Raw genomic sequence first — 25,174 nt, 5'->3', positions numbered from 1 at the left:
GCCGCACCCCGGCTGTGCGGGGTGCGGCTGGGCCACGCCGGACTACCCGCGCGGGTCCCAGCGGAAGAAGCGGCCGGCCAGGGCGGTGGCGGCGATGGCCCACAGGGCCACCGACAGGGCGGCCGGGCCGATCTGGTCGGTCGGGCCGCCCCACGCCGCGCCGACCAGCGACCCGAGCCCCGTGCCCGGCACCAGGAACACCGGCAGGTCCACCACGCCGTCGGACCCGAACAGGCCGCCGATGATCAGGGCGAAGAAGAACGGCGCGGTGGTGATCTGGGCCAGCTCCGCGGTACCGGTCACCCCGCTGGTCGCCACGCCCGCCGCGCAGCTCAGCGCCACCCCGCCGACCAGCGCCAACGCCAGCAGGTCCGGCCGCGCGGGCACCGGCGCGCCCGCCGCCACGCTGATGCCCAGCAGCACTAGCGCCTGCACGACCCCCAGCAGCACCACCGGCAGCAGGATGCCGGTCAGCACGACCACGTCCGACGCCGCGCCCGTCCGCAGCCGCTTCAGGTAGAGGTCCTGCCGGCGGGCGGTCAACGCGGTGGTCACCGTCACGTACACGGTGAACCCGAACGAGAACAGCAGCTGGAGGGTGACCACCATCGTCCAGCCGCCCTCCTCGCCGTCCATCTGCAGGGCGAAGAACAAGCCCGTGGCCAACGGCATCAGCACGGCCAGCGCGGCGGCGGTCCGGTTGCGCAGCAGGAGCTTCAGCTCGGCCACGCCCAGTGCGACGATCATGCGGCCACCACTTCCCTGCCCGTGCGGGCGTTGTGGAACACGTCCTCCAGCGACGCGTGGTGCGCACGGATCCGACCCAACCGCAGGCCTTCCCGCCCCGCCCACGCCAACAGCACCGCCAGGTCGTCCTGCAACTCGCCGGTGCGCACCTCGACCCGGCCGGTCGGCCGGTGCACCACGTCGCCCGCCAGCATCGGCAACGCGGTCACGTCGAGCCGGTCGGGCAGGTCGAACTCGATCCGCGCGGGCTGGGCGGCCAGCACGTCCACCAGCGTGCCGGACACCGCGACCAGGCCCTCGTGCAGGATCGCCAGCCGGTGCGCGAGCGACTCGGCTTCCTCCAGGTAGTGCGTGGTCAGCACGACGGTCGTGCCCTCGGCCAGCAGCCCGCGCACCACGTCCCACGTCCGCTGCCGCGACTCGGGGTCCAACCCGGTCGTCGGCTCGTCCAGGAACAGCAGCTCGGGCCGCCCGAGCACGGCCAGCGCGAGGTCCAGCCGCCGCCGCTCGCCGCCGGAGAGCTGCTTGATCCGCACGTCGCGGCGGTGCTGGAGGTCCAGCCGCGCCAGCACGTCCTCGGTGGCACGCCGACCGCTCGTGACGCCCCACAGCGCGACCATCTCGCGTGCGGTCAGGTCGGCCGGGAACCCGCTGTCCTGGAGCATGATGCCGGTGCGCGAGCGCAGTGCCGCACGTTCGCGGAACGGGTCGAGCCCCAGCACCCGCACGGTGCCGCCGAACGGGGCGCGCAACCCCTCCAACGTCTCCATGGTCGTGGTCTTGCCCGCGCCGTTGGTGCCCAGGAGCGCGAACAGCTCACCGCGCCGGACCTCGAAGTCCACCCCTCGCACGGCTTCGAAGTCACCGTAGCGGCACCTGAGGTCCGCCACGTCGATCACCGTTTCTGCCATGGACACCATGCTGGTCGCCGGCGGCAGCCCCACCCAGTGCCGCCGCGCACCGGTCCGTGTGACAGATGTCAGCAGACAGGCGTGCGATCCGGCTCGTAGATTCGCCTGGTGACTCCCTTGAGCAGGCTACGCCGCTACACGTGGTGGACGGTGGTGGCCGGCGGCGTGGTGGTCGGCGTCGGCACGGCGGCCGACCTGTTCGCCCACGACCGCGGCGTGCCGACGTCGGTGCTGCTGGCGGTGGCCGTGGCGGTCGTGATCACCCAGCACGCCCGGTACATGCGGCAGGCCATGATCGGGATGGGTCGCGGTGACGGCCCGCTGTGGGAGCACCTGGCGACGTTCGCGGTGGCGCTGGTGGCGTGGGCGGTGACCAGCGGCGGCGACGGCTTCATGCCCGCCTGGGCCATGCTGCCCGCCCTGGTGGTCGCGCACGTGGGCGCGGTCCTGCCGGCGCGCAGCCGGTGGCCGGTGGTGACCGTCATGGCGGTGCTGTCGGTCGGCGTGGGCGGGTTGTTCGGCGGCGACGACGCCGGTCCGGCGATGCTCATGGCCGGGGCGATGATCGTCGCGCTGGTGTTCGCCGACCTGGCCCAGCTGTGGATCTGGGACCTCGCGCTGAAGCAGGAGGAGAGCCGCCGCACCGCCGAGGCGCTGGCCGTGGCCGAGGAGCGGCTCAGGTTCGCCGCCGACCTGCACGACATCCAGGGCCACCACCTGCAGGCGATCGCGTTGAAGGGCGAGCTGGCGCAGCGGCTGATCGGCCGGGACGACGAGCTGGCCAGGAAGCACGCGGGCGAGGTGGCGGAGCTGGCGCGCACGGCGTTGCGGGAGACCCGCGAGGTGGTGCAGGGCTACCGGCGGGCGAGCCTGGGCACGGAGATCACGAACGCGGTGGGCGTGCTGCGGGCGGCGGGCATCGAGACGACGGTCGAGGGTGACGCGGCGGGCGTGCCGCCGCCGTTGCAGCCGCTGTTCGGCGCGCTGGTGCGGGAGGGCACGACGAACGTGCTGCGGCACAGCCGGGCCCGGCACTGCGCCGTGCTGATCGACGTGCTCGACGGCCAGGTGTGCGTGCGGCTGCGCAACGACGGCGTGCCCGCCGATTTCGCGGGCGCGGACGAGGAGGGCGCGGGGCTGGCCGGGCTGCGCGAGCGGTTCGCCACCGTCGGCGGGCGGGTCGAGGTGGGTCCGGCGGGCCCGGAGGAGTTCGAGCTGGTGGGCAAGGCCGGGGTGGGCCGGTGATCCGGGTGGTGCTGGCCGACGACGAGGACCTGATCCGGGGCGCGCTGGCGGCGTTGCTGGAGCTGGAGGACGACATCTCGGTGGTCGCGCAGGCCAGCGACGGTGACGCGGCCGTCGCGGCGGTGCGGGCGCACCGACCCGACATCGCGGTGTTCGACCTGGAGATGCCCCGGCGGGACGGTGTGCTCGCGGCCGAGGCGGTGCGCGGGCTGGAGGGTGTCGCGGTGGTCATCGTGACCCGGCACGCGCGGCCCGGCGTGCTGCGGCGGGCGTTGAGCGCGGGCGTGCGCGGGTTCGTGCCCAAGACGACACCGGCCGCGCAGCTCGCGTCGATCCTGCGGGACGTGCACGCCGGCCGTCGTTACGTCGACTCCGAGATCGCCGCCGCCGCGCTCACCGAGGGCACGTGCCCGTTGACCGCGCGAGAGCTGGACGTGCTGCGGTACGCGTTGCGGGGTGGCACGGTGGCGACGATCGCGCAGGAGGCCCACCTGGCGGCGGGCACGGTGCGCAACTACCTGTCGTCGGCGATGACGAAGCTCGGCGTGAACACCCGCTACGAGGCCGCCCGGTTGGCCTGGGACGAGGGCTGGATCTGAGCCTGGCCGAGCCGGGGCGGCTACGCCTGGCCGAGGTGGGCCTGGCCGAGGTGCACGACCTTCACCGCGGTCATCTCGTCCAGCAGTTCCGGCCCGTAGCCGAACCCGGTACCGGACAGGCGACGCGGCTGGGCGGCACCACCGGGCGCACCGCCGAAGACGGCGTTGACCTTCACCGTGCCCACGGGCAGCGCCCGCCACGCCTGCTGCGCGTGCGCCATCGACCCGGTCAGCACGGTCGCGGCCAGGCCGTGCTCGTCCACGCACGCCTCGGCCAGGCCCTCCTCGAACGACGGCACCACGCGCACGGGCGCTACCGGCCCGAACGTCTCCTCCCGGAACACGCGCATGTCGGGCGCGCAGTGGTCGAGCACGGTCGCCGGGTAGTACGCGCCGTCGCGGTCCGGGACCTCGCCACCGACCAGGGGCCGCGCACCGTCCGCCACCGCTTCGGCGACGTGCGCGTGCACGTGGTCGCGCATCCGCAGGTCGACCAGGGGCTGGGGTTCGGCGTTCCAGCGGCGGGCCTCGTCGCACAGCGCGGTCAGGAACTCGTCGGCCACGGCCCGGTGCACGAAGATCCGCTCCACCGACGTGCACAGCTGGCCCGCGTTGGTGAACGCGCCGATCGCCGCCTGCTCGGCCGCCCACACCGGGTCCACGTCCGCGTCGACCAGCAGCGGGTCGTTGCCGCCGTTCTCCAGCAGCGCCTTCGCGCCGGTCCGGGCGCACGCGGCGGCGATCGAGCGGCCGGTCGCCGTGCCGCCGACGTGGGCGACGACGTCCACGTGCGGTGAGGAAGCCAGCGCCGAGCCGATCGAGGCGTCACCGGTGAGGCTCTGCAGCACGCCCGGCGGGAAGTGGTCGACCATGAGCTGCGCGAGCAGCACGCCGGTGTGCGGGCACCGTTCGCTCGGCTTGTGCACCACCGCGTTGCCGGTCACCAGGGCGGCGCCGAGCAGGCCGCAGGACACGGCCACCGGGTCGTTCCACGGGGTGAGGGCGACGACCACGCCGCGGGGTTCGGGAACCATGAAGTCCGCTGCGTCGGGCGAGCCCTGGAGCGAACGTCCGCGGTGGACGGGGCCCAGCTCGGCGTACTGCTCCAACGTGGACACACCGGCCAGCACACCGTCCCGCGCGGACGTGAACGGGCGGCCGGTCTCGGCGTGCAGCACGTTCGCCAGGTCCGCCGCGTGCTCCCGGATCGCCTGCGCCGCCGCCTTGAGCGCGGCTCCCCGTTCGGCGGCGGGTGTCGCCGCCCAACCGGGCTGCGCCTCACGGGCGGTGAGCACCGAGCCGGCCACGTCCTCGTCCGTGGCGGTGGGCAGCCAGCCGATCAGCTGACCGTCGAGCGGGCTGTGGACGTCGAGTGCATCGACACGCATGTCCGTCATGGCCTCCGGGTACCCCGGTGGCCGAGGTGAAACCCGAGGCGGAGCCCCGAGGAGGACAGCCATGCCCGGACGTGAGGAGTTGCCGAGCACGATCGCGCGCTCGTCCAAGAAGGCGCAGCGGACGTGGATTAAGGCGCACGACTCGGCCGTGCAGACCTACGGCGAGGGCCAGCGCTCGCACCGGACCGCGTTCGCCGCGTTGAAGCACTCGTTCGAGAAGGTCGGCGACCACTGGGAGCCCAAGGAGGAAAAAGGACCCTCCGACGAGCAGGCCGCGCGCAGCACCCCGAAGCAGGGCCGCACGGCCGGCGGTGTCGATGCCAACGCCAGCAAGCAGCACTTGTACGACCTGGCCAAGAAGCTGGACGTACCGGGCCGGTCGAGCATGACCAAGCAGCAACTGGTCGACGCGCTCGGCAAGGCGAACAACCGCAAGACCGCCCAGGCCCGGTCGAAGTAGCACCCGGTCTGGCGGGTCAGTCCCGGACCACCGGCAGGCGCAGGCGCATCCGGACGCCGCGGTCGAGGGGTTCGGCGGCCACCGTTCCGCCGTGCGTCTCGACGACCCGGCGCACGATCGCCAGGCCGAGGCCCGAGCCGGGCAGCGACCGCGCCTGCGCCGACCGGTAGAAGCGGTCGAACACGAACGGCACGTCCGCCGGGGGGATCCCCGGACCCTCGTCGGTGATGGCGAACTCCCCGTCTGCCACGGTGACGAGCACCCGGCCGCCGGGCGGGCTCCACTTCACCGCGTTGTCCACCAGGTTCCCGACCGCCCGCTCGATCGCGTCCGGGTCGACGTGCACCAGGCAGGGCGACAACGCCGACTCGAACCGCGGACCGCCCACCCGGGCCGCCGCCTTGGCGATCACCCGGCCGGTCACCAGGTCCAACCGGGTGTCCTCGGCGCGCGCGGTCCCCTCGCCGTAGCGGGCGAGGTCGATCAGGTCGTTGACCAGCGTGCGCAGCTCACCGACCTGCGCGATCGCCGACCGCACCTGCGCGGGCGCCTCGGGGTCGCGCAGCCCGTCGTCCTCGGCGAGCAGTTCGAGGTTCGTGGTCAGGCTGGTCAACGGGGTGCGCAGCTCGTGCGAGGCGTCGGCGACCAGGCGGCGCTGCGCGTGCACGGAGGCGTCCAGCGCGGTCATCATGGCGGCGAACGACCGGCCCAGGCGGCCGATCTCGTCGTGCCCGGTCAGGTCGACGCGCGCCCTCAGGTCCCGGGTCGCGGTCACGTGCTCGACCGCGTCGGTCAGCACGCGCACCGGCCGCAGCACCCGCCGTGCCGCCAGCCGGGCGGCCAGCGCCGCGACGAGCCCGCCGATCAGGGTCAGGCTCACCAGCAGCGCCGCCAGCGCGGTCAGGACGTCGGCGCCGTCGGTGAGCGGCCGGGCCACCCGGATCAGCGTGCCCCGCGAGTTCGGCACCAGCGCGGTGTGGAGGCGGTAGTCGACGCCGTCGTGGGTGACGTCCTGGAAGTAGGCGTCCGCCACACCCCTGGCCACTGCCACGTCCAGCTCCGTCACGGCGACGAACGCCCGGTTCGACCCGCGGGTCACCGGCGCGGTGACGAACTGGACCAGCGTGCTGCCCACGACCACCGGGCTCTCGATGGGCATGGCGTGCCCGGTGTCCGCGATCTTCTGCTTGAGCTGCGCGGCGATGGTCGGGCTCTGCGAGGCGGTCTGCGCCAGCGAGTCGTCCAGGTTGCCGCGCAGGTCCGCGCGCACCGTCGAGTAGACCACCGCCGAGGCGATGGCCAGGGCCACCAGCACCACCACGCCGCCCGCGAGCCCGACCCTGGTCCGCAGCGTCACGGTCGCTCCCTCAGCACGTACCCCAGCCCGCGCACGGTCTGGATCAGGCGCGGTTCACCGGCGGACTCCAGCTTCCCGCGCAGGTAGCTGATGTAGACCCACAACGCGTTGGACGCGGGCCCGAAGTCGTAGCCCCACACGGACTCGAAGATCAGCTCGCGGCCGAGCACCCGGTCCGGGTTGCGCAGGAACAGCTCCAGCAGGGCGTGCTCGGTGCGGGTCAGTTCGATCGGCCGCCCACCCCGGTGCACGCGGTAGGTGGTCGTGTCCATCTCCACGTCGGCGAACCGCAGCACCTCCTCGGCGACGCCGGTGCGCCGCAGCAGGGCACGCAGCCGGGCCCGCAGCTCGTCCAGGGCGAACGGCTTGACCAGGTATTCGTCGGCGCCCGCGTCGAGCCCGGCGACCCGGTCCTCGACCAGGTCGCGCGCGGTCAGCATGAGGATCGGCGTGCGGTCGCCCCGGCGGCGCAGCCTGCGGCAGATCTCCAGGCCGTTCGGCTCGGGCAGCAGCACGTCGAGCACGATCACCTCGGGCCGGGCCCGGCCCAGCTCGTCCAACGCCTGGGAGCCGTCCGCGGCGACCGACACCTGGTAGCCGTCCCGGCGCAGCGCGTGGGCCAGGGAGTGGCGGACGGCCTCGTCGTCATCCACCACCAAGACCCGCACGCGACCAGTATGGGGCACCGCCGCGGGCCCACTCGCGGGCCGCGGTCCGGACCGGTCGCGCACCGGTCCGGACCACCCGGTTCGACCGGTCACTTCGAGGGTGGACCGACCGGCTCGCCCGGCTTCGGCTTCGGCGGCACGGCGATCTCCTGCTTCACCTCGCGCAGGACGGCCAGGAGCCGCTCGGGCGTGATGCCGAGGCCCTCGGCGATGGCGACGAACGCCCGGTCACCGACGATCTCCGCGCCCCGCGACTTGACCTTCTGCAGGTCGCGGTACACCTGCCGGGACCGGTCGACCGTGATGCCGAGCTTCACGGCCAGCAGCTTGACGGCCTCCTCGGGCACCTCGTGCTGCCCGTTGCCCGGCTTGTCGGGCTTGCCCGACCCCTTCTTCACCACCTCGTCCTCGGCCGGTTTCTGCTTCGCCGGCTCGTGCTCGGCGGTCACACCCTTCGCCGTGGCGGGTTCCGCCAGCGCGGGTGACGTGCTCGCGGCGACCACCGCGGTCAGCGTCCCCGCTGTCAGGACGGCCGCGACGAGCCTGGTCCGGATCCGCATTCGCATCCCTGCCTCCAGTCCGGGCGCCGGCCGGTCCGGCTCCCGGGACCAGCAGACCAAGCCCGGCTCAGGAAGACGTTGGGCGAACCTTGGAATCACCTCAGGACTCGACCGGACTCCGTAGGATCACGGCATGGGACTCCGGTTGCCGTGGGCCGCGGTGGCCCGACTCGGCCAAGCGCACTGGTTCGCCGGCAACCTCTACGAGGCCGCCGTCGACGTGCTTGGGTTGCTCGCGGACGCCCGGCCGAACCGGGAACCCCGGCTCCTCGGCCCCGGCAGCCCCTTGCGCTACTACGCGCCGGCGGCGCCGGTGACCCTCGTGGCCACCGGTGTGACGCTGGCGGCGGGGTGGCGCTCGGGCGGTGACCGCCGGGCCGTCGCCGCCTCGGCGGCGGGCACGCTGGTGGCCGCCGCGCTGACGGGTTACCTGGTCAAGACGGTCAACCTGCCGCTGTTGCGCGGCGAGGGGGCGTTGGGCGACGGCGAGCGCCGCCGACTCGTCCGCACCTGGCACCGCGCCAACCTGGTCCGGCTCGCCGCGCTCGCCGTGGCGGCGGCCGCGACGCGCCGGGTGACCGTGCGGTAGTCGGCGCGCGTCCGGTCAGGGCTCGAGCCACTTGCGGTCGGTGAGCAGCGTGCTGGCCTGGGGGCCCATCAACGTCATGCCGCCGTCCACCACGAACGACGCGCCGGTCACGTACCCCGCCGCCGGCGTGGCCAGGAACGCCACCACGGCCGCCACCTCGCCGGCGTGCCCCGGACGCCCCAGCGGCACGCCCGGACGCGACTCGGTGCGAGGGTCCACGTCCTCCTGGCCCGTCATCGGGGTGGAGATCTCACCCGGCGCGACCGAGTTCACCGTGATGGCGTGCTCGCCCAGCTCCAGCGCCAGCACCTTGGTCAACGCGCCCAACCCGGCCTTGGCCGCGCAGTAGGGGGCCGCGCCCACCCGCGGCTGGTGCTCGTGCACCGAGGTGATGTTGATGATCCGGCCGCCCCGACCCGCCTCGATCATGTGCTTGGCCGCGCGCTGGGCGCACAGGAAGGCGCCGTCCAGGTCGACCGACAGCACGCCGCGCCACGTGTCGAAGTCCATGTCCATCGCCTTCTGCGCGGTGCCCGTGCCCGCGCAGTTCACCAGCACGTCGATACCGTCCAGATCCGACGCGAGGTCGTCGATGACCGAAGCGGCGGTCGGCAGGTCGGTCAGGTCGAGTTGCCGCACGGCCGCCCGGACGCCCAGGTCGCGGACCTCGCGGGCGGTGTCCTCGGCACCGTCGCGGTCGGCGTGGTAGGTGATGCCGACGTCCACGCCGCCGCCCGCCAGGGCCACCGCGATCGCCTTGCCGATGCCGGAATCGGACCCGGTGACGACCGCACGCCGCGGCGCGCCCACCCGGTCCCGGGGTAGTGGTGCGCTCATGAGCTGCGGGTACCCGGGCCGGTGTTTGCCACACGCCGTGCCGGGAACGCTCCGGGCAGTCGACCGCGGCGCAGTCGGGAGGGGTTTTGATGAAGGCCGTCACCTGGCACGGCAAGCGGGACGTGCGCGTGGACACCGTGCCGGATCCGATCCTCAAGGAGCCGACCGACATCGTCGTGCGCATCACGTCCACCGGGCTGTGCGGCTCGGACCTGCACCTGTACGAGGTGATGGGTCCGTTCATCGACGAGGGCGACATCCTCGGGCACGAGCCGATGGGCGTGGTCGAGGAGGTCGGTGCGGAGGTCACCGAGGTCAAGCCGGGTGACCGCGTGGTGGTGCCGTTCAACATCTCCTGCGGCACGTGCTTCATGTGCGGGCGGGGCCTGCAGTCGCAGTGCGAGACGACCCAGGTGCGCGAGCACGGGTCCGGCGCGGCGCTGTTCGGCTACACCAAGCTGTACGGGCAGGTGCCCGGCGGGCAGGCCGAGTACCTGCGGGTCCCGTTCGGCAACACGCTGCCGATCAAGGTGCCGGAAGGTCCGCCGGACGACCGGTTCGTGTACCTGTCCGACGTGCTGCCCACGGCGTGGCAGGCGGTGGAGTACGCGGGTACGCGGGACAGCCTGGTCGTGCTCGGGCTCGGCCCGATCGGCGACATGGCGACCCGCATCGCGCAGCACCGCGGCGTCGAGACCGTCATCGGGGTCGACCTGGTGCCCGAACGCATGGCGCGGGCCCGCGGCCACGGCGTGACCGTGCTGAACGTGCGCGACAGCCACCTGGTGGACCACATCCGCGACCTCACCGGCGGGCGCGGGCCGGAGGCCGTGATCGACGCTGTCGGCATGGAGGCGCACGGCGCGCCGGTCGCGAAGCTGGCGCACCAGGCGGTCGGCCTCCTGCCGGACGCCATCGCGGCGCGGTTCATGCAGACCGCGGGCGTGGACCGGTTGCACGCGCTGAGGTTGGCGATCGACATCGTGCGGCGCGGCGGCACCATCTCGGTGTCCGGTGTGTACGGCGGGATGGCCGACCCGCTGCCGATGCTCACCCTGTTCGACAAGCAGGTGCAGCTGCGCATGGGCCAGGCGAACGTGTGGCGCTGGGTGCCGGAGATCCTGCCGCTGCTGACCGACGACGACCCGCTCGGCGTGGACACCTTCGCCACCCACCACCTGCCGCTCGACCAGGCGCCGCACGCCTACGACATCTTCCAGCGCAAGCAGGACAGCGCCGTCAAAGTGCTGCTGCGCCCGTGAGGCGTCATCGGCCAACCATGATCGGCTTTCGGTGGTGCGCCGTCGTGTCGCTGCCGGCGGTGCTGGTACTGGCCGGGTGCGGTTCCGGGTCCGGTGACGTGGTGGAACGGGTGACGGAGGAGTTCACCGCGGCGGTCGCCTCGGGTGACTCGGTGAGGGCCTGCGAACTGCTCACCGACCGCGCCCGCGAGGACGTGGAGTGCTCGTCGCTCGACGTTCCGGGTGGGACGGTGGAGTCGGTCGAGGTCTGGGGTGACGCCGCGCAGGTCCGCACGTCCGACGACGTGCTGTTCCTGCGTGAGCTGTCGTCGGGGTGGCGGGTGGCGGGCGCGGGCTGCGAGTCGCGGGGCGAACGGCCGTACACGTGCGAGGTGGGTGGGCCGTGACGCGGCGCGGGATGTTCTACGCCTACCTGCTCGGTGTGGTGGTGTTGCTGGTGATCTTCAGCGTCATCGGGTTGGTGGGCCTGTGAAGAGGTTCCTGCGGGACAACGGACTCGGGCTGGCGTTCGGCCTGCTGTTCCTGGCGACGCTGATCGGCCAGGCGTTCGCGGGCAACGCCGACCTCGACAACCGGCGGCTCACCGACGGCGGTGACCCGATCGGCTTCTGGCAGTACGTGGCGTCGTCGGACTTCGCGGTGGACGTCGCCGAGAACTGGCAGTCGGAGTACCTGCAGTTCTTCCTGTTCATCTTCGCCACGGTGTGGCTGATGCAGCGCGGCTCCCCCGAGTCGAAGCCCGCCGACCGGATCGGTGCCGAGTCCGATAAGGACCAGCTGCTCGGGGCGCACGTCAAGGAGCAGTCGCCGCCGTGGGCGAAGGCCGGTGGGTGGCGGACGGCGCTGTACTCGAACTCGCTCGGGCTGGTCGTGCTGGGGCTGTTCGTGGGCTCGTGGCTGACCCAGTCCATCGCGGGCCGCAGTGCGTACAACAACGACCAGTTGAACACGTTCCAGGACCCGGTGGGCTGGTGGGACTACGTGCTGTCGGCCGACTTCTGGAACCGGTCGCTGCAGAACTGGCAGTCGGAGTTCCTGGCCATCGGGTCCATGGCGGTGTTGAGCGTGTACCTGCGGCAACGCGGATCGCCCGAGTCCAAGCCCGTGGGCACACCACACGACCGGACCGACGAGTCGGGCTGACCGGCTGACGGCCGGACACGCACAGCCGGCCGGACCGACGCCCCGACCGGGCCGACGCCCCAGTCGATGCAAGCATGCGCGATGAACCGGGCCCATGCGCCGCCTGGTCCGGGCATGTGGCGAGCCGGGGCGGACAGCTGGGTGTGCAGCGGCGAGTCGGGCGGCGGATCGGCCAGGCGCAGGGCCCGAGGCCGGCGGATCGGCGTGCGCGGCCGGCCCAGCGCAGGGCCGGCCGCGAGGCACCACTACGCCGACCGACCGCTCCCGGCATCGGCGGGCGTCCCCGGCGCGACCAGCCCACTCAAGGCGCGCGGCAGAGGGCCGTGGTGCAGTACGCCGAGGCGTTGTGTGGCGCGGGTGAGGGCGACGTACAGCTCCGCCGCTCCGCGCGGCCCGTCCGCGAGGATGCGGTCCGGCTCCACGACCAGCACGGCGTCGAACTCCAGGCCCTTGGTCTCCGACGCGGCCACCGCACCGGGCACGTCCGGTGGACCGATCACCACGCTGGTGCCCTCGCGGCCGGCCTCCTCCCGGACGAACTCCTCGACGGCCGCCGCCAATTCCCCCTCGGTGACCCGCCTGGACCACGGTTGGACGCCGCACGCGCGGACCGACTCCGGTGGCTTGACGTCGGGCGCGAACTCGGCCAGCACCGCGGCGGCGACCGCCATGATCTCCGCCGGGGTCCGGTAGTTCACCGTCAGCGACCGGTAGACCCAGCGGCCGGGGACGTACGGTTCCAGCATCGTGCCCCACGACGTGGCACCGGCGGGCGAGCGGCGTTGGGCGAGGTCGCCGACCACGGTGAAGGAGCGGCCCGGGCAGCGCCGCATCAGCACCCGCCAGTCCATTTCGGACAGCTCCTGCGCCTCGTCCACCACGACGTGCCGGTAGGTCCAGTCCCGGTCGGCGGCGGCGCGTTCCACCAGCTCGCGGGTGTCCCGCTCCAGCACGCGGTCGGCCAGGTCCTCGGCGTAGAGCAGGTCCGTGGCGTACAGGTGGTCCTCGTCGTCCATCGAGTCCTGGCGGCCGTGGAGGCTGTCCAGCACCTCGGCGGCGTACTTCGCCTCGGCCTGCCGCGCCCGCTCGGCGGCCCGGTCGTCGGACTTGTCCCGGCCGAGCAGGTCGACCAGCTCGTCGAGCAGCGGCACGTCCGACACCGTCCACGCCTCACCCTCGGCACGCCACAGCACCGGGTCGGCACCGGCCGCCCGCAGCCGCTCCGGTGACGTGTACAGCGAGGACAGCAGGGCCTGCGGCGTCAGGACGGGCCAGAGCTCGTCCAGCGCGGCGGTGAACCGCTCGTCCTGCGCGAGTTCCTTGACCAGGTCGGCCCGCAGCCGTTCCCACGACTCGCGGTCCGACCGGGTCAGCCAGCCCTTGCCGATCCGGCCGATCGACCGCTCGGTGAGCACGTACGTGACGATCTCGGTGAACACCGCGCGTGCCTCGTTGTGCGGCAGCCCGCTCGTGCGCGCCTCGTCCCTGGCCCACGCCGCGGTCTCGGCGTCGATCCGGGCCGTGACACCACCCAGTTCGACCGGGATCGGCTCCTCCGGCAGCCGCTGCCGGTCGGCGACCGCCGCCGCGAGCACGTCCAGGATCTTCCGGGAGCCCTTGAGCCGGGCGGCCTCCGGCGCGTCCTCGGCCGTGACGCGCAGGCCGGGCACCAGGTCACCGGGGGTCATGAACACCACGTCGGACTCGCCGAGCGACGGCAGGACGCGGCCGATGTGGTTCAGGAACGCCGGGTTGGGGCCGACCACGAGCACGCCGTGCCGCTCCATCCGCTCCCGCTGCGTGTAGAGCAGGTACGCGACGCGGTGCAGCGCCACCACGGTCTTGCCGGTGCCCGGTCCGCCCTCGATCACCAGCACGCCGGGGTGGTCGAGCCGGATGACCTCGTCCTGCTCGGACTGGATCGTGGCCACGATGTCGCGCATGCCCTCGCCGCGCGGCGCGTTGACCGCCGCGAGCAGGGCCGCGTCACCGCGCTCGGCGCCGTCCGGGCGGCCGAGGACCTCGTCGGTGAAGTCGACCACGTGCCGCCGGTTGGTGTGGAACTGGCGGCGGCGGCGCATGTTCTCCGGGTTGGCCGCGGTGGCGACGTAGAACGCGCGCGACGCGGGCGCCCGCCAGTCGAGCAGCACCGGCTCGTACTCGTCGCCCTCGTCGAACAGCCCGATCCGGCCGATGTAGGAGACCTCGCCGGACACGGCGTCGAGCCGGCCGAAGCACAGCCCGTTGTCCGCCACGCCCAGCCGCTTCGCCTCCTTGGCCAGCGCGCGCACCTCGTCGTCCCGCTCCAGCTGCGTGCCGCCGTTGCCGCGCAGCGCGGCTTCGTACTGCCGCTTCACCCGCGCGCGTTCGTCGTCGAGCCGCCGGTGCAGGTCCGCCACGTAGGCGCGTTCGGACCGCAATTCTTCTTCGTAACCCTGAGTTGACACGTGCCCCCGGTTTCCGCAGGTCATGGCGTTGGCCGTGAGAGTGTGCGGCATGACCGGGGGCTTGCCGCAAGTCCGGGGGTGCGCTATAAGTTGAAGGTGGCGGGAGGGATTCCGCTCACTCCAGGCGGTCCTCGTCATCTTCGTCGTCCTCGACGGTGTCCCGCCCGCGCTCGCGCCAGGGCCACGCGAACCACATGGTGCCGAACACCACGGCCGCGAACGCGCCGAGCGCGATGGCCACCCAGCCGCCGATGATGACCTCGCCGAGCAGCAGGATCGTGCCGGTCATGGCCACCGCGAGGCACGCCAGCCCGACGATCGCGAAGTTGTTCGCGACCTCGATCACGTACTCCCGCCTGCCGCGGCGGAAGAGCAGCCGGTGCCAGGCCGCGGGCGCGGTGAGCAGCGCCACGGCTCCCGCGGCGAACAGGACGGTGATCAGGTGGGTGGCGCGGATGTAGGCGTCGGCCGCCGCGTAGCGCTCGGTGAACGCGATCGACAGCAGGAAGCCGAACAGGATCTGCACACCGGCCTGCGCCACGCGCAGTTCCTGCAACAGCTCGTTGAGGTTGCGCGCCAATCTCCGTTGATATGACTCCTCAGCCTGACTCACGGCCACCACTTACCCCTTAGAGGGAGCAACTAATCATTACTTCGAGTGACGAACGTCAACCCGAAGTGATTCAGCGTGACGGGCAGCGGCTGACGCAGCGTCGGCACCTCCAAGTGGTCGCGCAGCGCGTCCAGCATGGTGCTCCCGGCCACCAGCACGAGGTCGCGGCCGGGGCAGATGCCCGGACCGCCGCTGAACGGCACCAGGCCCGGGTCGCTGGGCGCGGGCCAGTTCTCCGGCGCGTAGGCGTCGGCGTAGGACAGCCGGTCCGGGTCGCGGTGGAAGTACGGCAGGAACACGACGAACGTGGTGCCCGCCGGCAGCCACGTGCCGTGCCAGCGGGTCCGTTCGGTGCTCTCGCGCAGGATCACCGGTGTCGTCGGCCACAGCCGCACCGACTCCCAGATCCCGGCCTCCCCCGCACCGCCGATCGCCAACGCCCGCATGGTCGCGATACCGCCCGCGTCGAACGCGAACAGCCAGTGCGGTGCCTGGTCGAGCAGCTCGTCGGCGGGCGCGAGGCTCGCCAGGCTGCCCGGTTCACCGCGCTCCAGGTGCCCGCGCAGCCGTTGCTCGAACCGCCGGCGCAGCGCCTCGCGGCGCGGGTGGAGGTAGGCCCAGTTCGCGTCGCCCCGCAACTCCTGCAGCAGGTCGGTCAGCTCGCCGTCCTGCCGCGCGAACGACCCGAGCACGATCCGCCGCGCCGCCCGCCACCACGCCTGCGCGAACGCGTCCCACGTCAGCTCGCCGACGCTGCGGGCGTGCCGGAGCAGCAGGTCCGCCTCGTCGGCCACGATGCCCACCACGTCGATCTTCCCCGGCCGAAGCACGTCCTCGTTCACCGCACGCCGGTGGGCCCGTTCCGGTCCCGTCGAGATCAGCGCGCCGTGCGGCTGGAAGTGCGCCAGCGCGGCCTTCTTCTCCCGGGTGGCCAGGGCGAACGGCTCGGGCGACTCGGCCAGCAGCCTCGCCACGTCCACCGGGTCGAGCAGCAGCGCGATGCTGCGCCCGGTCACCCTGAGCCGCAGCGGTTCCGGACCGTAGCGCTCGTGGAACCGCTTCACGGTGGCCACCGCCACGGCGTCCGCCCGCACCTTCTCCGCCATCGCCGCGGCCGACCGGCGGCGCACGATGACGCCCTTGGCCAGCGTCGGCAGCAGCACCTTGGCGAACGCCCGGCCGGTGTCCAGCCGGGAGGCTACGGCCACGATCCCTCCTCGGAGTGCGCGACGACGAGTTCGCGCACCTCGCACCCCTCGGGCTGGCGCAGCGCGAACACGATCGCGTCGGCGACCCGCTCGGGCGGGTTGAGCTTGCTGTCGTCCGGCGGCCGGTACTGCTCGGCGCGGTCGTCGAAGAAGTGCGTCCGCATGCCGCCGGGGATGACCAGCGTCACGCCGACCCGGCCCGCGGTCTCGGCGGCCAGCGCCCTGGTGAAGCCGACCACGCCGAACTTCGAGGCGCAGTACGCGGTGGCGTCGCTGACCGCCTTGATGCCGAGCGTGGACGCGATGGTCACCACCCGGCCGCCGTCGAGCAGCGGCAACGCCGCCCGCACCACCGCCGCGGTGCCGAGCAGGTTCACCATCACCACCCGGTCCCAGTCCGCGCCGGACACCTCGTCCAGCCGGCCGCACGCGTCCGTGCCCGCCGCCGTGACCACGGCCCGCAGGCCGCCGTTGCGCTCGGCGATCGCCTTGACCGCGCGTTCCGCCGCCCTGGTGTCGGACAGGTCCACCGACTCGAAGTCGGCCACCTCCGGCGACGACGGGGCCGCCTTGTCCAGCACCAGCGGTCGCCCGCCCAACTCGTGCACCGCGTGCACCACGGCCGCGCCCAAGCCGGACGCGCCTCCGGTCACCAGCACCTGACCGAGCATCAGCCCCTCCTCGACAGCATCTCGGTGGTCGACCGGCCCCGGTGGTAGGGCACGACGACGGTCCGCCCACCCCACCCCTCGACCAAGTCCGCTTCCGGCAGCGACTCCACGGTGTAGTCGCCGCCCTTGACCCACACGTCCGGGCGCAGGGTGGCCAGCACGCGTTCCGGCGTGTCGTCCTCGAACACGACCACGTCGTCCACGCAGCCCAACGCGCGCAGCACCTCGACCCGGTCCTGTTCCTTGGTGACGGGCCGGTCCGGGCCCTTGAGCCGGCTCACGGACGCGTCGGAGTTCAGGCACACCACCAGGCAGTCGCCGAGCGACCGGGCGGCGCGCAGGGTGCGGACGTGACCGGCGTGCAGCAGGTCGAAGCAGCCGCCGGTGGCGACGACCGTGCCGCCCCGTGCCCGCACCGCGTCCACTGTGGACAGCTGATCGGTCGGCCGGAACCCGGACGCGCCGCCGTGGCGCAGGAACTCGGCCGCCGACGTGACGCCATCGGCGATCGCGTCGTCCATCGCCGCGCCGCCCATGAGCCGTACCGCGACGGTGACCGCGAACCGGTCCCCCGCGCCGCACGGGTCGACCACGGGGACGCGCGGCGCGGGCACGGCGACCGGCGTGCCGCCGCCGTGCAGCAGCGCGCCATCGGCGCCGAGCGTGACGACGACGGCCCGGGCACGCCACTTCGCCCGCAGCGCTCCGAGGGCGTCCATCGGGTCGGCGTGGCCGCTGAAGGTCTTGGCCTCGGCCGCGTTCGGCGTCACGAGCCGGGCGCCGGGCACCGGGTCCGGGCCGCGCGGGTGCGGGTCCCACACCACCGGGCGGCGGGCGAGCACCCCGCGCAGCCGTTCGTCCCGCGCCAGGCCGCGCCCGTAGTCGGAGACCAGCACGTAGTCGGCCTCCAGCACGGCGTCGAGCATGTCGTCGGTGGCCTGCGGCGCACCGGGACCGCCTCCGCGGTCGAGCCGGGCGATCGACTGGTCACCGGCGCGGAGCCGGGTCTTGACCGGGGTGGGCGACGGCGATGGTCCGAGCACGGTTCCCAGGTGGGCCAGCTCGTCGCGCAGCCGGTGGCCGTCCTCGTCGTCGGCCACGGCGCTGACCAGCGTGACGTCGACACCGTCCGCGGCGGCCAGCGCGGCGGCCAGCCCCGCGCCACCGGGGCGCGCGAGTTCTTCCCGCACGTCCAGGACGGGTGCGGGTGCGTCCGGGCAGAGGCGCTCGGCGGTGCCGAGCACGTCGATGTCCAACAACGAGTCGCCGACGACGACCAGCTTCACGAGACCCTCCGTTCCGCCGCGGGTAGAGCCGCTTCGAAGGCCGCGCACAGGGCGTGCACGGCGACCAGCTGCGCTTCCTGTACGTTCGCGGGCTCGCCGGGCAGCGCCAGCACCTCGTCCACCGCCTCCGCCAGGGGGTTGGGTGCCGGGCCCGTCATCCCCCACACGTGGGCGCCCGCCTGCCGGGCCGCCTTCGCCGCCTCCAGCAGGTTCGGGCTGCGCCCGCTCGTGGACAGCAGCACGACCACGTCCTGCGGCCGGGCGTGCGCGGTCACCTGGCGGGCGAACACCTGGTCGTAGCCGTAGTCGTTGCCGATCGCGGTGACGCTGGAGGACTCCGCGCACAGCGCGATCGCCGAGAACGGCCGCCGGTCGTCGCGGAACCGGCCGACGAGCTCGGCGGTCAGGTGCTGCGCCTCGGCGGCCGACCCGCCGTTGCCCGCCGCGAGCAGCCGTCCGCCATCGGCGAGCCTGCGGGCCAGCACGCCGCCCCAGCGGGTCAGCCGCGGCGCCTGGGCGCGCAGCCCGGCCAGCGACTGGGCCAGCCCGTTCAGGTGCGTCTCGACGGTCATCGCGTGCCTCCCACGGCCACGGCGCGCACCGCCGTGACCCGCTCGTAGACGCGTTCGGTGTCCTCGGCGATCCGGTCCCACGTGTAGCGCACGCCCACCCGGTCCAGCCCGGCCATGCCGCACGCCTCCCGGCGGGCGTCGTCGGCCAGCAGCGAGTGCAGCGCACGGGCGAGCGCGGCCGGTTCACGCGGCGGCACGAGCACGCCGGTCACGCCGTCCACCACGGTGTCGGTCAACCCGCCGACCGCGCCGGCCACCACCGGCACACCGCACGCCATGGCCTCCAGCGGCACGATGCCGAACGGCTCGTACCACGGCACGCACGCCACCAGGTCTGCCGAGCGCAGCAGCGCGGGCATCGCGTCCCGCGACACCTGACCCGCCAGCCACAGCCGCCCGCGCACGCCGACGCGCTCCGCGTGCGCCACCAGCCGTCGTGCCTCAGGGTCGGACTCGACGTCCACCGGGCCGCCCGCGATGACCAGCTCGGTGTCCGGCAGCGACCGCAGCGCGGTGATCAGGTCCTGGAAACCCTTGCGCGGCACCAACCTGCCGACCGAGACGACGCGGTGCCGGTGGCGGCGGCGGTCGGCCGGGCCATCGGGGCGGAAGCGCGTCGGGTCCACGCCGCACGGCACGACCGAGATCCGCGACCGCTGCACGCCCATGCGCATCAGCTCGGCCACCTCGTCGTCGCACGTCGCCGCGATCCGGTCGGCCTCGCGCCCGATCATCCGCTCGATGCCGATCCGCTCGGGCGGACTCGTGTCGTCCGCGCCCTGGTGGCGGCGCTTCACCGTGCCCAGGGCGTGGTAGGTCTGCACGACGGGCACGCCGACCTTGCGCGCCGCGAGCACCGAGGCCAGGCCGGACATCCAGAAGTGCGCGTGCACGACATCGGGCGGGTCCTCGCACCACTCGTTCTCCAGGAAGCGGGCGAATTCGCCCATGTGGGGCAGCAGGTCGTCCTTGGGTACCGCATCGGCGGGGCCGGCGGGTACGTGCACGACCTCGTAACCCTGCTCGGTGCGCACCCGCGCGGGCAGGGCCGGGTCGTCGCGGCGGGTGTAGACCACCACGTCGTGCCCGCCCGCCGACAACGCCGCCGACAACGCGGCCACGTGCACGTTCTGCCCTCCGGCGTCGACACCGCCCAAGGCGGCCAACGGGCTGGCGTGCTCGGACACCATCGCGATCCTCATCCGCTCACTCCTGTCAACAGCTGGTCCCAACTCCGCAGGAAGGTGTCGAGCCCGTACCGGGCCAGGGCGAACTCCCTGGCGTGCTTTCCCTTCTGCCTGGCCAGGGCGGGATCGGCGACCAGCTCGGCCGCGGCCCGCACCAGCTCGTCCACGTCGGTGGACACCACGCCCGCCTCCGGCGGCACCGCGCGCACCACCTCGGTGCACGCCAGCGCCACCACGGGCATCCCCAGGTGCATCGCCTCGATCAGCGACAGCCCCAGCGACGTCCACCGCACGGGGTGCACGTAGAGCCGTCGCAGGGCCAGTTCCCGGTGCAGCGAGGTCAGGTCGTGGTCGCCGCGCCCCATCGCGCCCAGCTTCTCGGTCTTCATGCCGTAGACGTCCAGCGGCGCCGCCTCGGCGAACCGGGGCAGCAGGTCCGTGCCGACCGCCCGGCCGCGGCGCACCGGGTCGTTGACCACGACGGCGGCCCGGGGCAGCTCACCGGTGTACAGGGGGCCGGGGTCGACCACGCCGTGCTCGATGACGACCGTGCGCGTGGTCCCGCAGTCCCACATCAGGTCGTTGAAGTGGGTGACGTGGACGATCGTGCCCGGCCAGTCCTTGAGCGGGTGCGTCTGGTTGGGGTACTTGGGCGTGTTGTGCTCCAGGTACACCACGGGGACGCCGGTGGGCACCCAGCCGACTTCCTCCGGCCGTTGCAGCACCGCGATGTCGGCGTCCACTTCGGACGCTGCCACCTCGCGCGCGGCGGGCCAGTCGCGTCCGGCGAGGCCGATGCCGTTGGGCGGCCCGGGGATCAGGTACTCGTGCCCGCCCCGGACGAACGCGTTCGTCCACGAGCCGTGCACGTGCCACAGCAGGATCTTCACGTCCGCACCCCCACGAGGTCGGCTACGGCGGTGACGACCTGGTCGGCCGTCACCCGGTCAAGGCACGGGTGGCCGGGCACCGGGCACTCGCGGGCACGCGAGCCGCGGCACGGCGCGTCCTGGTCGCCCAACAACACGTGCGGCCCGTACGGCGCCCACCGGCGGGCGGGCACGACGGGTGAGAACAAGGAGACGACCGGCGTGCCGACCGCGGCGGCGAGGTGCGCCGGTCCGGTGTTGCCGACCACGACCGCGTCCGCGCGGGCCAGCAGCCCGGCCAGCTCGGCGAACGTGGTCCGGCCGCCGAGGTCGACGCCGTCCGCGCCGGCCACGTGCCGGGTGAGGTCGGTCTCGTTCGGACCGCCGGTGACCAGGACGCGGTGCCGGGCCTCGGCGAGCGCCGTGACGGCCTCGGCGCACCGGTCCGGCGACCACGCGCGGGCGGGCACGGAGGCGCCCGGGTGCACCACGACGTACGGCCCGATCTCGGCCGGTTCCGGTGGTGGGATGATCGCCAGTCTGCCGTCGTCACCCGGCGGCAGCTCGAAACCGGCGGCCCGTGCGACTTCCAGCGCGCGCTCGGCCTCGGGGACGTCCGGGTCGTCGCGCAGCCGGACGTCGAGGAGCGAGCCGGGGTAGTCCGTCGAACGGGCCACGACTTTCGGCACGCCGGCGAGCTTGAGCAGCAGCGCCAGCGGCAGCGGGCTCTGGTGGAACGAGGTCAGGATCACCGCCACGTCCGCGCGGATCCCCTTGAGCAGGGCGACGATCCCTTCTACGTCCGGCGTGCGCACCTCGGGTGCGGGGTTGGCGATCCACGGGCAGTCCCACCGCACGACCCGGTGCACGCCGGGCAGCAGCGCGGCGGCCTGCGCGCCGGAATGACCGCACAGCAGCACGACTTCGCCCGCGTGCGCGGCGGCGCGGATCGCCGGACCGGCGAGCAGCACGTCACCGTCGTTGTCGAGCCTGGCCACGAGCGTCCTCATAGGACCATCGCCAATGCGGACCGGAGGTCGGGCGCGGTGTGCGGCGCGCGGTCGACCTCGTCGGGCAGGGTCGCCGGGGTGGGCACGAGGATGGGGGTGGCACCGGCCGCGAGGGCGGCTTCGACGTCCGCCTCGATGTCGCCGATGAAGAAGGTGCGCTCGGGGCGGACCTGAAGCGCTTCACAGGCCTGGAGGATCATGGTGGGCGCGGGTTTGCGGCACGCGCAGCCGTCGTCCGGGCCGTGCGGGCACACCTGCCACGTGCCGAACCGGCCGAGCAGGGCTTCCACCCGCGAGTTCACCGCGTCCACTTGGGTGCGCGTGAGCAGACCACGAGCGATGCCGGACTGGTTGCTCACGACGCCCGTGCGCACTCCGCGAGCGCGCAGCACGCGCAGAACTTCGCGCGCGCCGGGCATCGGCTCCACCCGGTCCGGGTCGCCGTTGTAGGGCACGTCCTTGATGAGCGTGCCGTCGCGGTCGAAGAGAACCGCGTCGGGGTACTGGTCCACAGAGGAGAGTTAGCCGGTGGGAAGAGAAGCAAACACCTCTCGACAAGGCGCTACTCTCCGTCACTCCGAAGTGTTCGCCGATGTGTGTAAGGACCTTGTCGAGGGGTATCCAGGTGTCGAACTCGATTCCCCGAGGAGAGGTTGTTGCAGTGACGACGATCGAGAAGTCCGTGGACGTCGAGGTCCCGGTCACGACCGCGTACAACCAGTGGACGCAGTTCGAGTCGTTCCCGCAGTTCATGGAGGGCGTCGAGCGCATCACCCAGCTGACTCCCACCAGGACCCACTGGGTCACCAAGATCGGTGGGGTGACGCGGGAGTTCGACGCCGAGATCACCGAGCAGCACCCGGACGAGCGGGTGGCGTGGCACACCGTCGACGGTCCGCCGCAGGGCGGTGTGGTGACGTTCCACCGCCTCGACGACCGCCGGACGCGCGTGCACGTGCAGATGGAGTACGACCCGCAGACGCTGACCGAGAAGGCCGGTGCGGCGGTGGGTCTGGTCGACCACCGGGTCTCCGGTGACCTGGAGCGGTTCAAGGAGTTCATCGAGGGACGTGGCCTGGAGACGGGCGCGTGGCGTGGTGACGTGAGCCGTCCGCCGCAGGCCGGTGAGACGCGCCACGACCTGCCCGACGCCGGCCGTCCGGGAGACCCGTTGCGATGAGCCCCACGGCGGTCCGGGAGCCGCGGCGACGGAGTGGGTCACGCCCTCCGATCCCGTGTCCCAGGCCGCCGGTCGACGGTAGCTGACCGGCTGCGGTCGACGGTTCGGGAAAGCCCCGCGAACTCCGGTTCGCGGGGCTTTCGCCTGTCGTGGGTGCGCCGGGCTCGGCCGTGCAGGACAACCAGGTCTTGCTTGAAAACCCGGTCTTGCAGGAGAACTGGGTCTTGCACGCGAAAGGGCCCGCGGTGCCGCGGGCCCTTCCAGGTGGTTCCGGTGCTCAGCCGTCCTTCAGGCGCTCGAACAGCTGCCCGACCGACTGGCGCAGCGCGGAAGCCGCGTCACCGAGCAGCGAACCGGCATTGGGGCTGCCGTTGGTGTTCCGCTCGCGGTCGACCTCCGGGTCCACGTCCTGGTCCAGCAGCTCCCGCAGCACCTCCAGCACCACCTCGGGGTGCCCGAGCGGCACGGGGGCGGCGAACGTCTGAGCCGAGCTGATCAGGTCCTGGTGCCGCCGGATCAGCTCACCCACCCCGGCACCGGCCGCCGCGCCCGCCACCAGGTGCACCGGCACCGAGCGGTCGGCGAACTCGGACAGCACCTCGTCCACCTCGTGCCACGGCTCGTCCGCCGCGGGCAGCCGGCACCACATGACCTGCAGGTGGTCCGTCAGCGGGCGCCACGTGCCGGGCAGGTCGCCGTGCCTGCCCACACCGGCCGGGTCGAGCACGATCACGGCCGGCGCGTCGGGCGGGCCCGCCCACACCACCGACGGGCCTCCGGTCCTGGGTTCCTCGTCCATGCGGCTACACCTCCACTACGGCGGGTTCCACGCAATAGACGGTGTATGCCGATCGGATGACCGGTTGTGCCACGTTGCGCACCCGCACACCACCGGGCGTCATGCCGTGCTCGTTGCCGAAGTGCGCGTGCCCGTGCACGGCCAGGTGGGCGTGGTTCGCGTCGATCGCCTCGCCCAGCAGGTACGAGCCGAGGAACGGGTAGATCTCCGGCGGCTCGCCGCGCAACGTGTCCGGCACCGGCGAGTAGTGCGTCAACGCCACCTTCACGTCGGTGTCGAGGCTGCCGAGCGCGGCGCGCAGCGAGTCGGCGATCTCAGTGGTGTGCCGGATGAACGCCTTCATCTCCGGCTCGCCGAACGCGCTGCCGCACTTGCCCGCGAACCCGCCGCCGAAGCCCTTCACCCCCGCGACGCCCAACGTGTGGCCGTCCACGCTGATGGTGGTGCTCTCACCCTCCAGCACGGTCAGGCCCGCGTCCCGCAGCACGGCGGTCACCTCGTCGGGCTTGTCGTCGTGGTGGTCGTGGTTGCCGAGCACGGCGACCACGGGCACGGGCAGGCCGCCGAACTCGTCGGCCACCACCCGCGCCTCGGACACGGTGCCGTGCCGGGTCAGGTCACCGGCCAGCAGCAGCACGTCGGCCTGCTCGCCGAGCTGCTCCAGCGCGGGCCGCAAGCGCCCGCGCGCGTCTTCGCCCAGGTGCACGTCACCCACCGCGGCGATGCGGATCATCGAAGCTCCTCTCGGCCGACCGGCGCTTCGGACGGCACCACTTTTACGTCGTCGAGCACGGTCAGCTCCGGCGCCACGTCGTGGATCACGGCTTCGAGCTCGGCGCGGCGATCCGGGCTGGCCACGTCACCGGACAGCAGCACGTGGTCGCCGCGCACGGTCACCCGCACGCCCAGTTCGGTCGTGCGCGGGTCCTCGGCCAACGCCTGGCGGAGCCGGGCGGCGAGGTATTGCTCTGCGGTCATCGGGTGCTCCTGGTCAGCGGGGCGGGCAGGAGGTCGAGGCGTTCGACGAGGACGAGGAACGCCTCGGCGTACGGCGAGTGCTTGGTGGCCTCGCGGACGTGCTCCCAGTCGATCTGCTCGCGCAGCGCGCGGGCGAACGGCAGCAGCTCGCTGAAGTCGCAGCGATGCCCGTCGAGGACGAGCAGCTTGCCGATCAGCACCTCGGTGGCGGGCATGACCGGCAGCACGACCGAGCCGACCTGCAGCTCCTCGGCGCGGGCCAGCGTCTCGTCGGTCACCGGCACCTCGTTGGGCCGGAACAGCAGGTCCACCAGCGAATCGCCGTCGTATACCTTCAGCAGCCAGTCCTCGGGTGGTGTCGCGGCACGCATGCCGGCCGCGACGAGCGCGCTCACGGCCGCGCCGGCGTCCTGTTCCCGGACCAGGAGATCCACATCGTGTTCCGTCGCCGGCCCGCCTCTGGCGTAGACCGCGCACCCGCCCGCCAGGGCGAACGGGATCTCTTGCGCGCGCAGGGCCTTGGCGACCTTCGTCAACGTACGCAGCAGCTCGTCTTGGACACCGCTCATGCGAGGTGAC

General features: G+C 73.1%; 29 protein-coding genes. 8 read left to right on the top strand and 21 right to left on the bottom strand.

Features of this window, described 5'->3' with window-relative positions:
• Positions 1–42: 42 nt before the first annotated feature.
• Positions 43–747 (bottom strand): ABC transporter permease, encoded by a 705-nt coding sequence (locus tag B0I31_RS40785; RefSeq protein ID WP_106617814.1) that lies wholly within the window; start codon positions 745–747, stop codon positions 43–45.
• Positions 744–1,658, bottom strand: coding sequence for an ABC transporter ATP-binding protein (locus tag B0I31_RS25070; protein WP_106617941.1), 915 nt, complete (start codon positions 1,656–1,658; stop codon positions 744–746). Before B0I31_RS25070 ends, B0I31_RS40785 begins: the two co-directional genes overlap by 4 nt.
• A gap of 117 nt (positions 1,659–1,775) precedes the next feature.
• On the opposite strand from B0I31_RS25070, the gene B0I31_RS25065 reads away from it, so the two are divergent.
• Both B0I31_RS25065 and B0I31_RS25060 read left to right on the top strand, forming a co-directional pair.
• A complete protein-coding gene (locus B0I31_RS25065) occupies positions 1,776–2,903 on the top strand; it encodes a sensor histidine kinase (RefSeq protein WP_219910773.1) in 1,128 nt (375 codons plus the stop codon).
• Positions 2,900–3,502 (top strand): response regulator transcription factor, encoded by a 603-nt coding sequence (locus B0I31_RS25060; protein ID WP_106617812.1) that lies wholly within the window; start codon positions 2,900–2,902, stop codon positions 3,500–3,502. The genes B0I31_RS25065 and B0I31_RS25060 overlap by 4 nt, the downstream gene beginning before the upstream one ends.
• Positions 3,503–3,522: 20 nt before the next feature.
• On the opposite strand, the gene B0I31_RS25055 is transcribed toward B0I31_RS25060, so the two are convergent.
• Complete coding sequence (locus tag B0I31_RS25055) at positions 3,523–4,890, bottom strand: aldehyde dehydrogenase family protein (protein ID WP_425444396.1); 1,368 nt, start codon at positions 4,888–4,890, stop codon at positions 3,523–3,525.
• 70 nt (positions 4,891–4,960) lie between these two features.
• On the opposite strand from B0I31_RS25055, the gene B0I31_RS25050 reads away from it, so the two are divergent.
• Positions 4,961–5,359, top strand: coding sequence for a ChaB family protein (locus tag B0I31_RS25050; protein WP_106617810.1), 399 nt, complete (start codon positions 4,961–4,963; stop codon positions 5,357–5,359).
• Between the two features lie 16 nt (positions 5,360–5,375).
• Here the strand turns inward: B0I31_RS25050 and B0I31_RS25045 are convergent, their stop codons facing one another.
• The 3 genes from B0I31_RS25045 to B0I31_RS25035 form a co-directional block, all read right to left on the bottom strand.
• Complete coding sequence (locus B0I31_RS25045) at positions 5,376–6,716, bottom strand: sensor histidine kinase (RefSeq protein WP_106617809.1); 1,341 nt, start codon at positions 6,714–6,716, stop codon at positions 5,376–5,378.
• On the bottom strand, positions 6,713–7,384 hold the full coding sequence (locus B0I31_RS25040) for a response regulator transcription factor (RefSeq protein ID WP_106617808.1): 672 nt from the start codon (positions 7,382–7,384) through the stop codon (positions 6,713–6,715). Before B0I31_RS25040 ends, B0I31_RS25045 begins: the two co-directional genes overlap by 4 nt.
• A gap of 89 nt (positions 7,385–7,473) precedes the next feature.
• Complete coding sequence (locus B0I31_RS25035; RefSeq protein WP_245950355.1) at positions 7,474–7,950, bottom strand: hypothetical protein; 477 nt, start codon at positions 7,948–7,950, stop codon at positions 7,474–7,476.
• Positions 7,951–8,077: 127 nt separating this feature from the next.
• On the opposite strand from B0I31_RS25035, the gene B0I31_RS25030 reads away from it, so the two are divergent.
• The gene (locus B0I31_RS25030; RefSeq protein ID WP_106617806.1) at positions 8,078–8,533 is read left to right on the top strand and encodes a DUF1772 domain-containing protein; all 456 of its coding nucleotides are present in this window, start codon (positions 8,078–8,080) and stop codon (positions 8,531–8,533) included.
• Between the two features lie 15 nt (positions 8,534–8,548).
• Here B0I31_RS25030 and B0I31_RS25025 read toward each other — a convergent pair whose 3' ends face one another.
• Positions 8,549–9,370: an SDR family oxidoreductase gene (locus tag B0I31_RS25025; RefSeq protein ID WP_106617805.1), complete on the bottom strand. Its 822-nt coding sequence runs from the start codon at positions 9,368–9,370 to the stop codon at positions 8,549–8,551.
• 89 nt (positions 9,371–9,459) lie between these two features.
• Between B0I31_RS25025 and B0I31_RS25020 the strand changes: the two genes are divergently transcribed.
• The 3 genes from B0I31_RS25020 (at position 9,460) to B0I31_RS25010 (ending at position 11,775) form a co-directional block, all read left to right on the top strand.
• On the top strand, positions 9,460–10,632 hold the full coding sequence (locus B0I31_RS25020) for a zinc-dependent alcohol dehydrogenase (RefSeq protein WP_106617804.1): 1,173 nt from the start codon (positions 9,460–9,462) through the stop codon (positions 10,630–10,632).
• A 44-nt stretch (positions 10,633–10,676) separates the two neighbouring features.
• Entirely contained in the window at positions 10,677–11,018 is a 342-nt protein-coding gene (locus B0I31_RS25015) for a hypothetical protein (RefSeq protein ID WP_106617803.1), read from the top strand.
• Between the two features lie 82 nt (positions 11,019–11,100).
• Positions 11,101–11,775 (top strand): DUF6766 family protein, encoded by a 675-nt coding sequence (locus B0I31_RS25010; protein ID WP_106617802.1) that lies wholly within the window; start codon positions 11,101–11,103, stop codon positions 11,773–11,775.
• 245 nt (positions 11,776–12,020) lie between these two features.
• Here the strand turns inward: B0I31_RS25010 and helR are convergent, their stop codons facing one another.
• The 10 genes from helR to B0I31_RS24960 form a co-directional block, all read right to left on the bottom strand.
• Positions 12,021–14,222, bottom strand: a complete 2,202-nt coding sequence (helR, locus tag B0I31_RS25005; RefSeq protein ID WP_181320338.1) for an RNA polymerase recycling motor ATPase HelR — start codon at positions 14,220–14,222, stop codon at positions 12,021–12,023.
• Positions 14,223–14,337: 115 nt separating this feature from the next.
• Entirely contained in the window at positions 14,338–14,835 is a 498-nt protein-coding gene (locus tag B0I31_RS25000; protein ID WP_106617940.1) for a DUF6328 family protein, read from the bottom strand.
• 29 nt (positions 14,836–14,864) lie between these two features.
• Complete coding sequence (locus B0I31_RS24995; protein ID WP_106617800.1) at positions 14,865–16,043, bottom strand: cytochrome P450; 1,179 nt, start codon at positions 16,041–16,043, stop codon at positions 14,865–14,867.
• On the bottom strand, positions 16,034–16,714 hold the full coding sequence (locus B0I31_RS24990) for an SDR family oxidoreductase (RefSeq protein WP_106617799.1): 681 nt from the start codon (positions 16,712–16,714) through the stop codon (positions 16,034–16,036). The genes B0I31_RS24995 and B0I31_RS24990 overlap by 10 nt, the downstream gene beginning before the upstream one ends.
• Positions 16,714–18,000, bottom strand: coding sequence for a D-glycero-beta-D-manno-heptose 1-phosphate adenylyltransferase (gene rfaE2, locus B0I31_RS24985; RefSeq protein ID WP_106617798.1), 1,287 nt, complete (start codon positions 17,998–18,000; stop codon positions 16,714–16,716). Before rfaE2 ends, B0I31_RS24990 begins: the two co-directional genes overlap by 1 nt.
• Complete coding sequence (locus B0I31_RS24980; protein WP_106617797.1) at positions 17,997–18,572, bottom strand: D-sedoheptulose-7-phosphate isomerase; 576 nt, start codon at positions 18,570–18,572, stop codon at positions 17,997–17,999. The genes rfaE2 and B0I31_RS24980 overlap by 4 nt, the downstream gene beginning before the upstream one ends.
• On the bottom strand, positions 18,569–19,774 hold the full coding sequence (locus B0I31_RS24975; RefSeq protein WP_106617796.1) for a glycosyltransferase: 1,206 nt from the start codon (positions 19,772–19,774) through the stop codon (positions 18,569–18,571). The genes B0I31_RS24980 and B0I31_RS24975 overlap by 4 nt, the downstream gene beginning before the upstream one ends.
• Complete coding sequence (locus B0I31_RS24970; RefSeq protein WP_106617795.1) at positions 19,771–20,649, bottom strand: glycosyltransferase; 879 nt, start codon at positions 20,647–20,649, stop codon at positions 19,771–19,773. The genes B0I31_RS24975 and B0I31_RS24970 overlap by 4 nt, the downstream gene beginning before the upstream one ends.
• Positions 20,646–21,638: a glycosyltransferase family 9 protein gene (locus B0I31_RS24965; RefSeq protein WP_106617794.1), complete on the bottom strand. Its 993-nt coding sequence runs from the start codon at positions 21,636–21,638 to the stop codon at positions 20,646–20,648. Before B0I31_RS24965 ends, B0I31_RS24970 begins: the two co-directional genes overlap by 4 nt.
• The gene (locus B0I31_RS24960; RefSeq protein WP_106617793.1) at positions 21,635–22,150 is read right to left on the bottom strand and encodes a D-glycero-alpha-D-manno-heptose-1,7-bisphosphate 7-phosphatase; all 516 of its coding nucleotides are present in this window, start codon (positions 22,148–22,150) and stop codon (positions 21,635–21,637) included. The genes B0I31_RS24965 and B0I31_RS24960 overlap by 4 nt, the downstream gene beginning before the upstream one ends.
• Positions 22,151–22,299: 149 nt before the next feature.
• Here B0I31_RS24960 and B0I31_RS24955 point away from each other — a divergent pair, with 149 nt between their 5' ends.
• The gene (locus B0I31_RS24955; RefSeq protein WP_106617792.1) at positions 22,300–22,818 is read left to right on the top strand and encodes an SRPBCC family protein; all 519 of its coding nucleotides are present in this window, start codon (positions 22,300–22,302) and stop codon (positions 22,816–22,818) included.
• 277 nt (positions 22,819–23,095) lie between these two features.
• Here the strand turns inward: B0I31_RS24955 and B0I31_RS24950 are convergent, their stop codons facing one another.
• The 4 genes from B0I31_RS24950 to B0I31_RS24935 are packed head-to-tail and all read right to left on the bottom strand — an operon-like array spanning position 23,096 to position 25,164.
• The gene (locus B0I31_RS24950; RefSeq protein WP_106617791.1) at positions 23,096–23,617 is read right to left on the bottom strand and encodes a hypothetical protein; all 522 of its coding nucleotides are present in this window, start codon (positions 23,615–23,617) and stop codon (positions 23,096–23,098) included.
• 4 nt (positions 23,618–23,621) lie between these two features.
• Positions 23,622–24,350, bottom strand: a complete 729-nt coding sequence (locus tag B0I31_RS24945) for a metallophosphoesterase family protein (protein WP_181320336.1) — start codon at positions 24,348–24,350, stop codon at positions 23,622–23,624.
• Complete coding sequence (locus tag B0I31_RS24940; RefSeq protein ID WP_106617790.1) at positions 24,347–24,595, bottom strand: BON domain-containing protein; 249 nt, start codon at positions 24,593–24,595, stop codon at positions 24,347–24,349. The genes B0I31_RS24945 and B0I31_RS24940 overlap by 4 nt, the downstream gene beginning before the upstream one ends.
• Positions 24,592–25,164 carry a nucleotidyltransferase family protein gene (locus B0I31_RS24935; protein WP_106617789.1) on the bottom strand — a complete coding sequence of 191 codons (573 nt, stop codon included), beginning with the start codon at positions 25,162–25,164 and terminating at the stop codon, positions 24,592–24,594. Before B0I31_RS24935 ends, B0I31_RS24940 begins: the two co-directional genes overlap by 4 nt.
• Positions 25,165–25,174 lie beyond the last annotated feature (10 nt).

This window comes from Saccharothrix carnea, assembly GCF_003014735.1.
In the GTDB taxonomy this organism is placed as follows: domain Bacteria; phylum Actinomycetota; class Actinomycetes; order Mycobacteriales; family Pseudonocardiaceae; genus Actinosynnema; species Actinosynnema carneum.
This window is presented reverse-complemented; position numbering and strand designations above follow the sequence as displayed.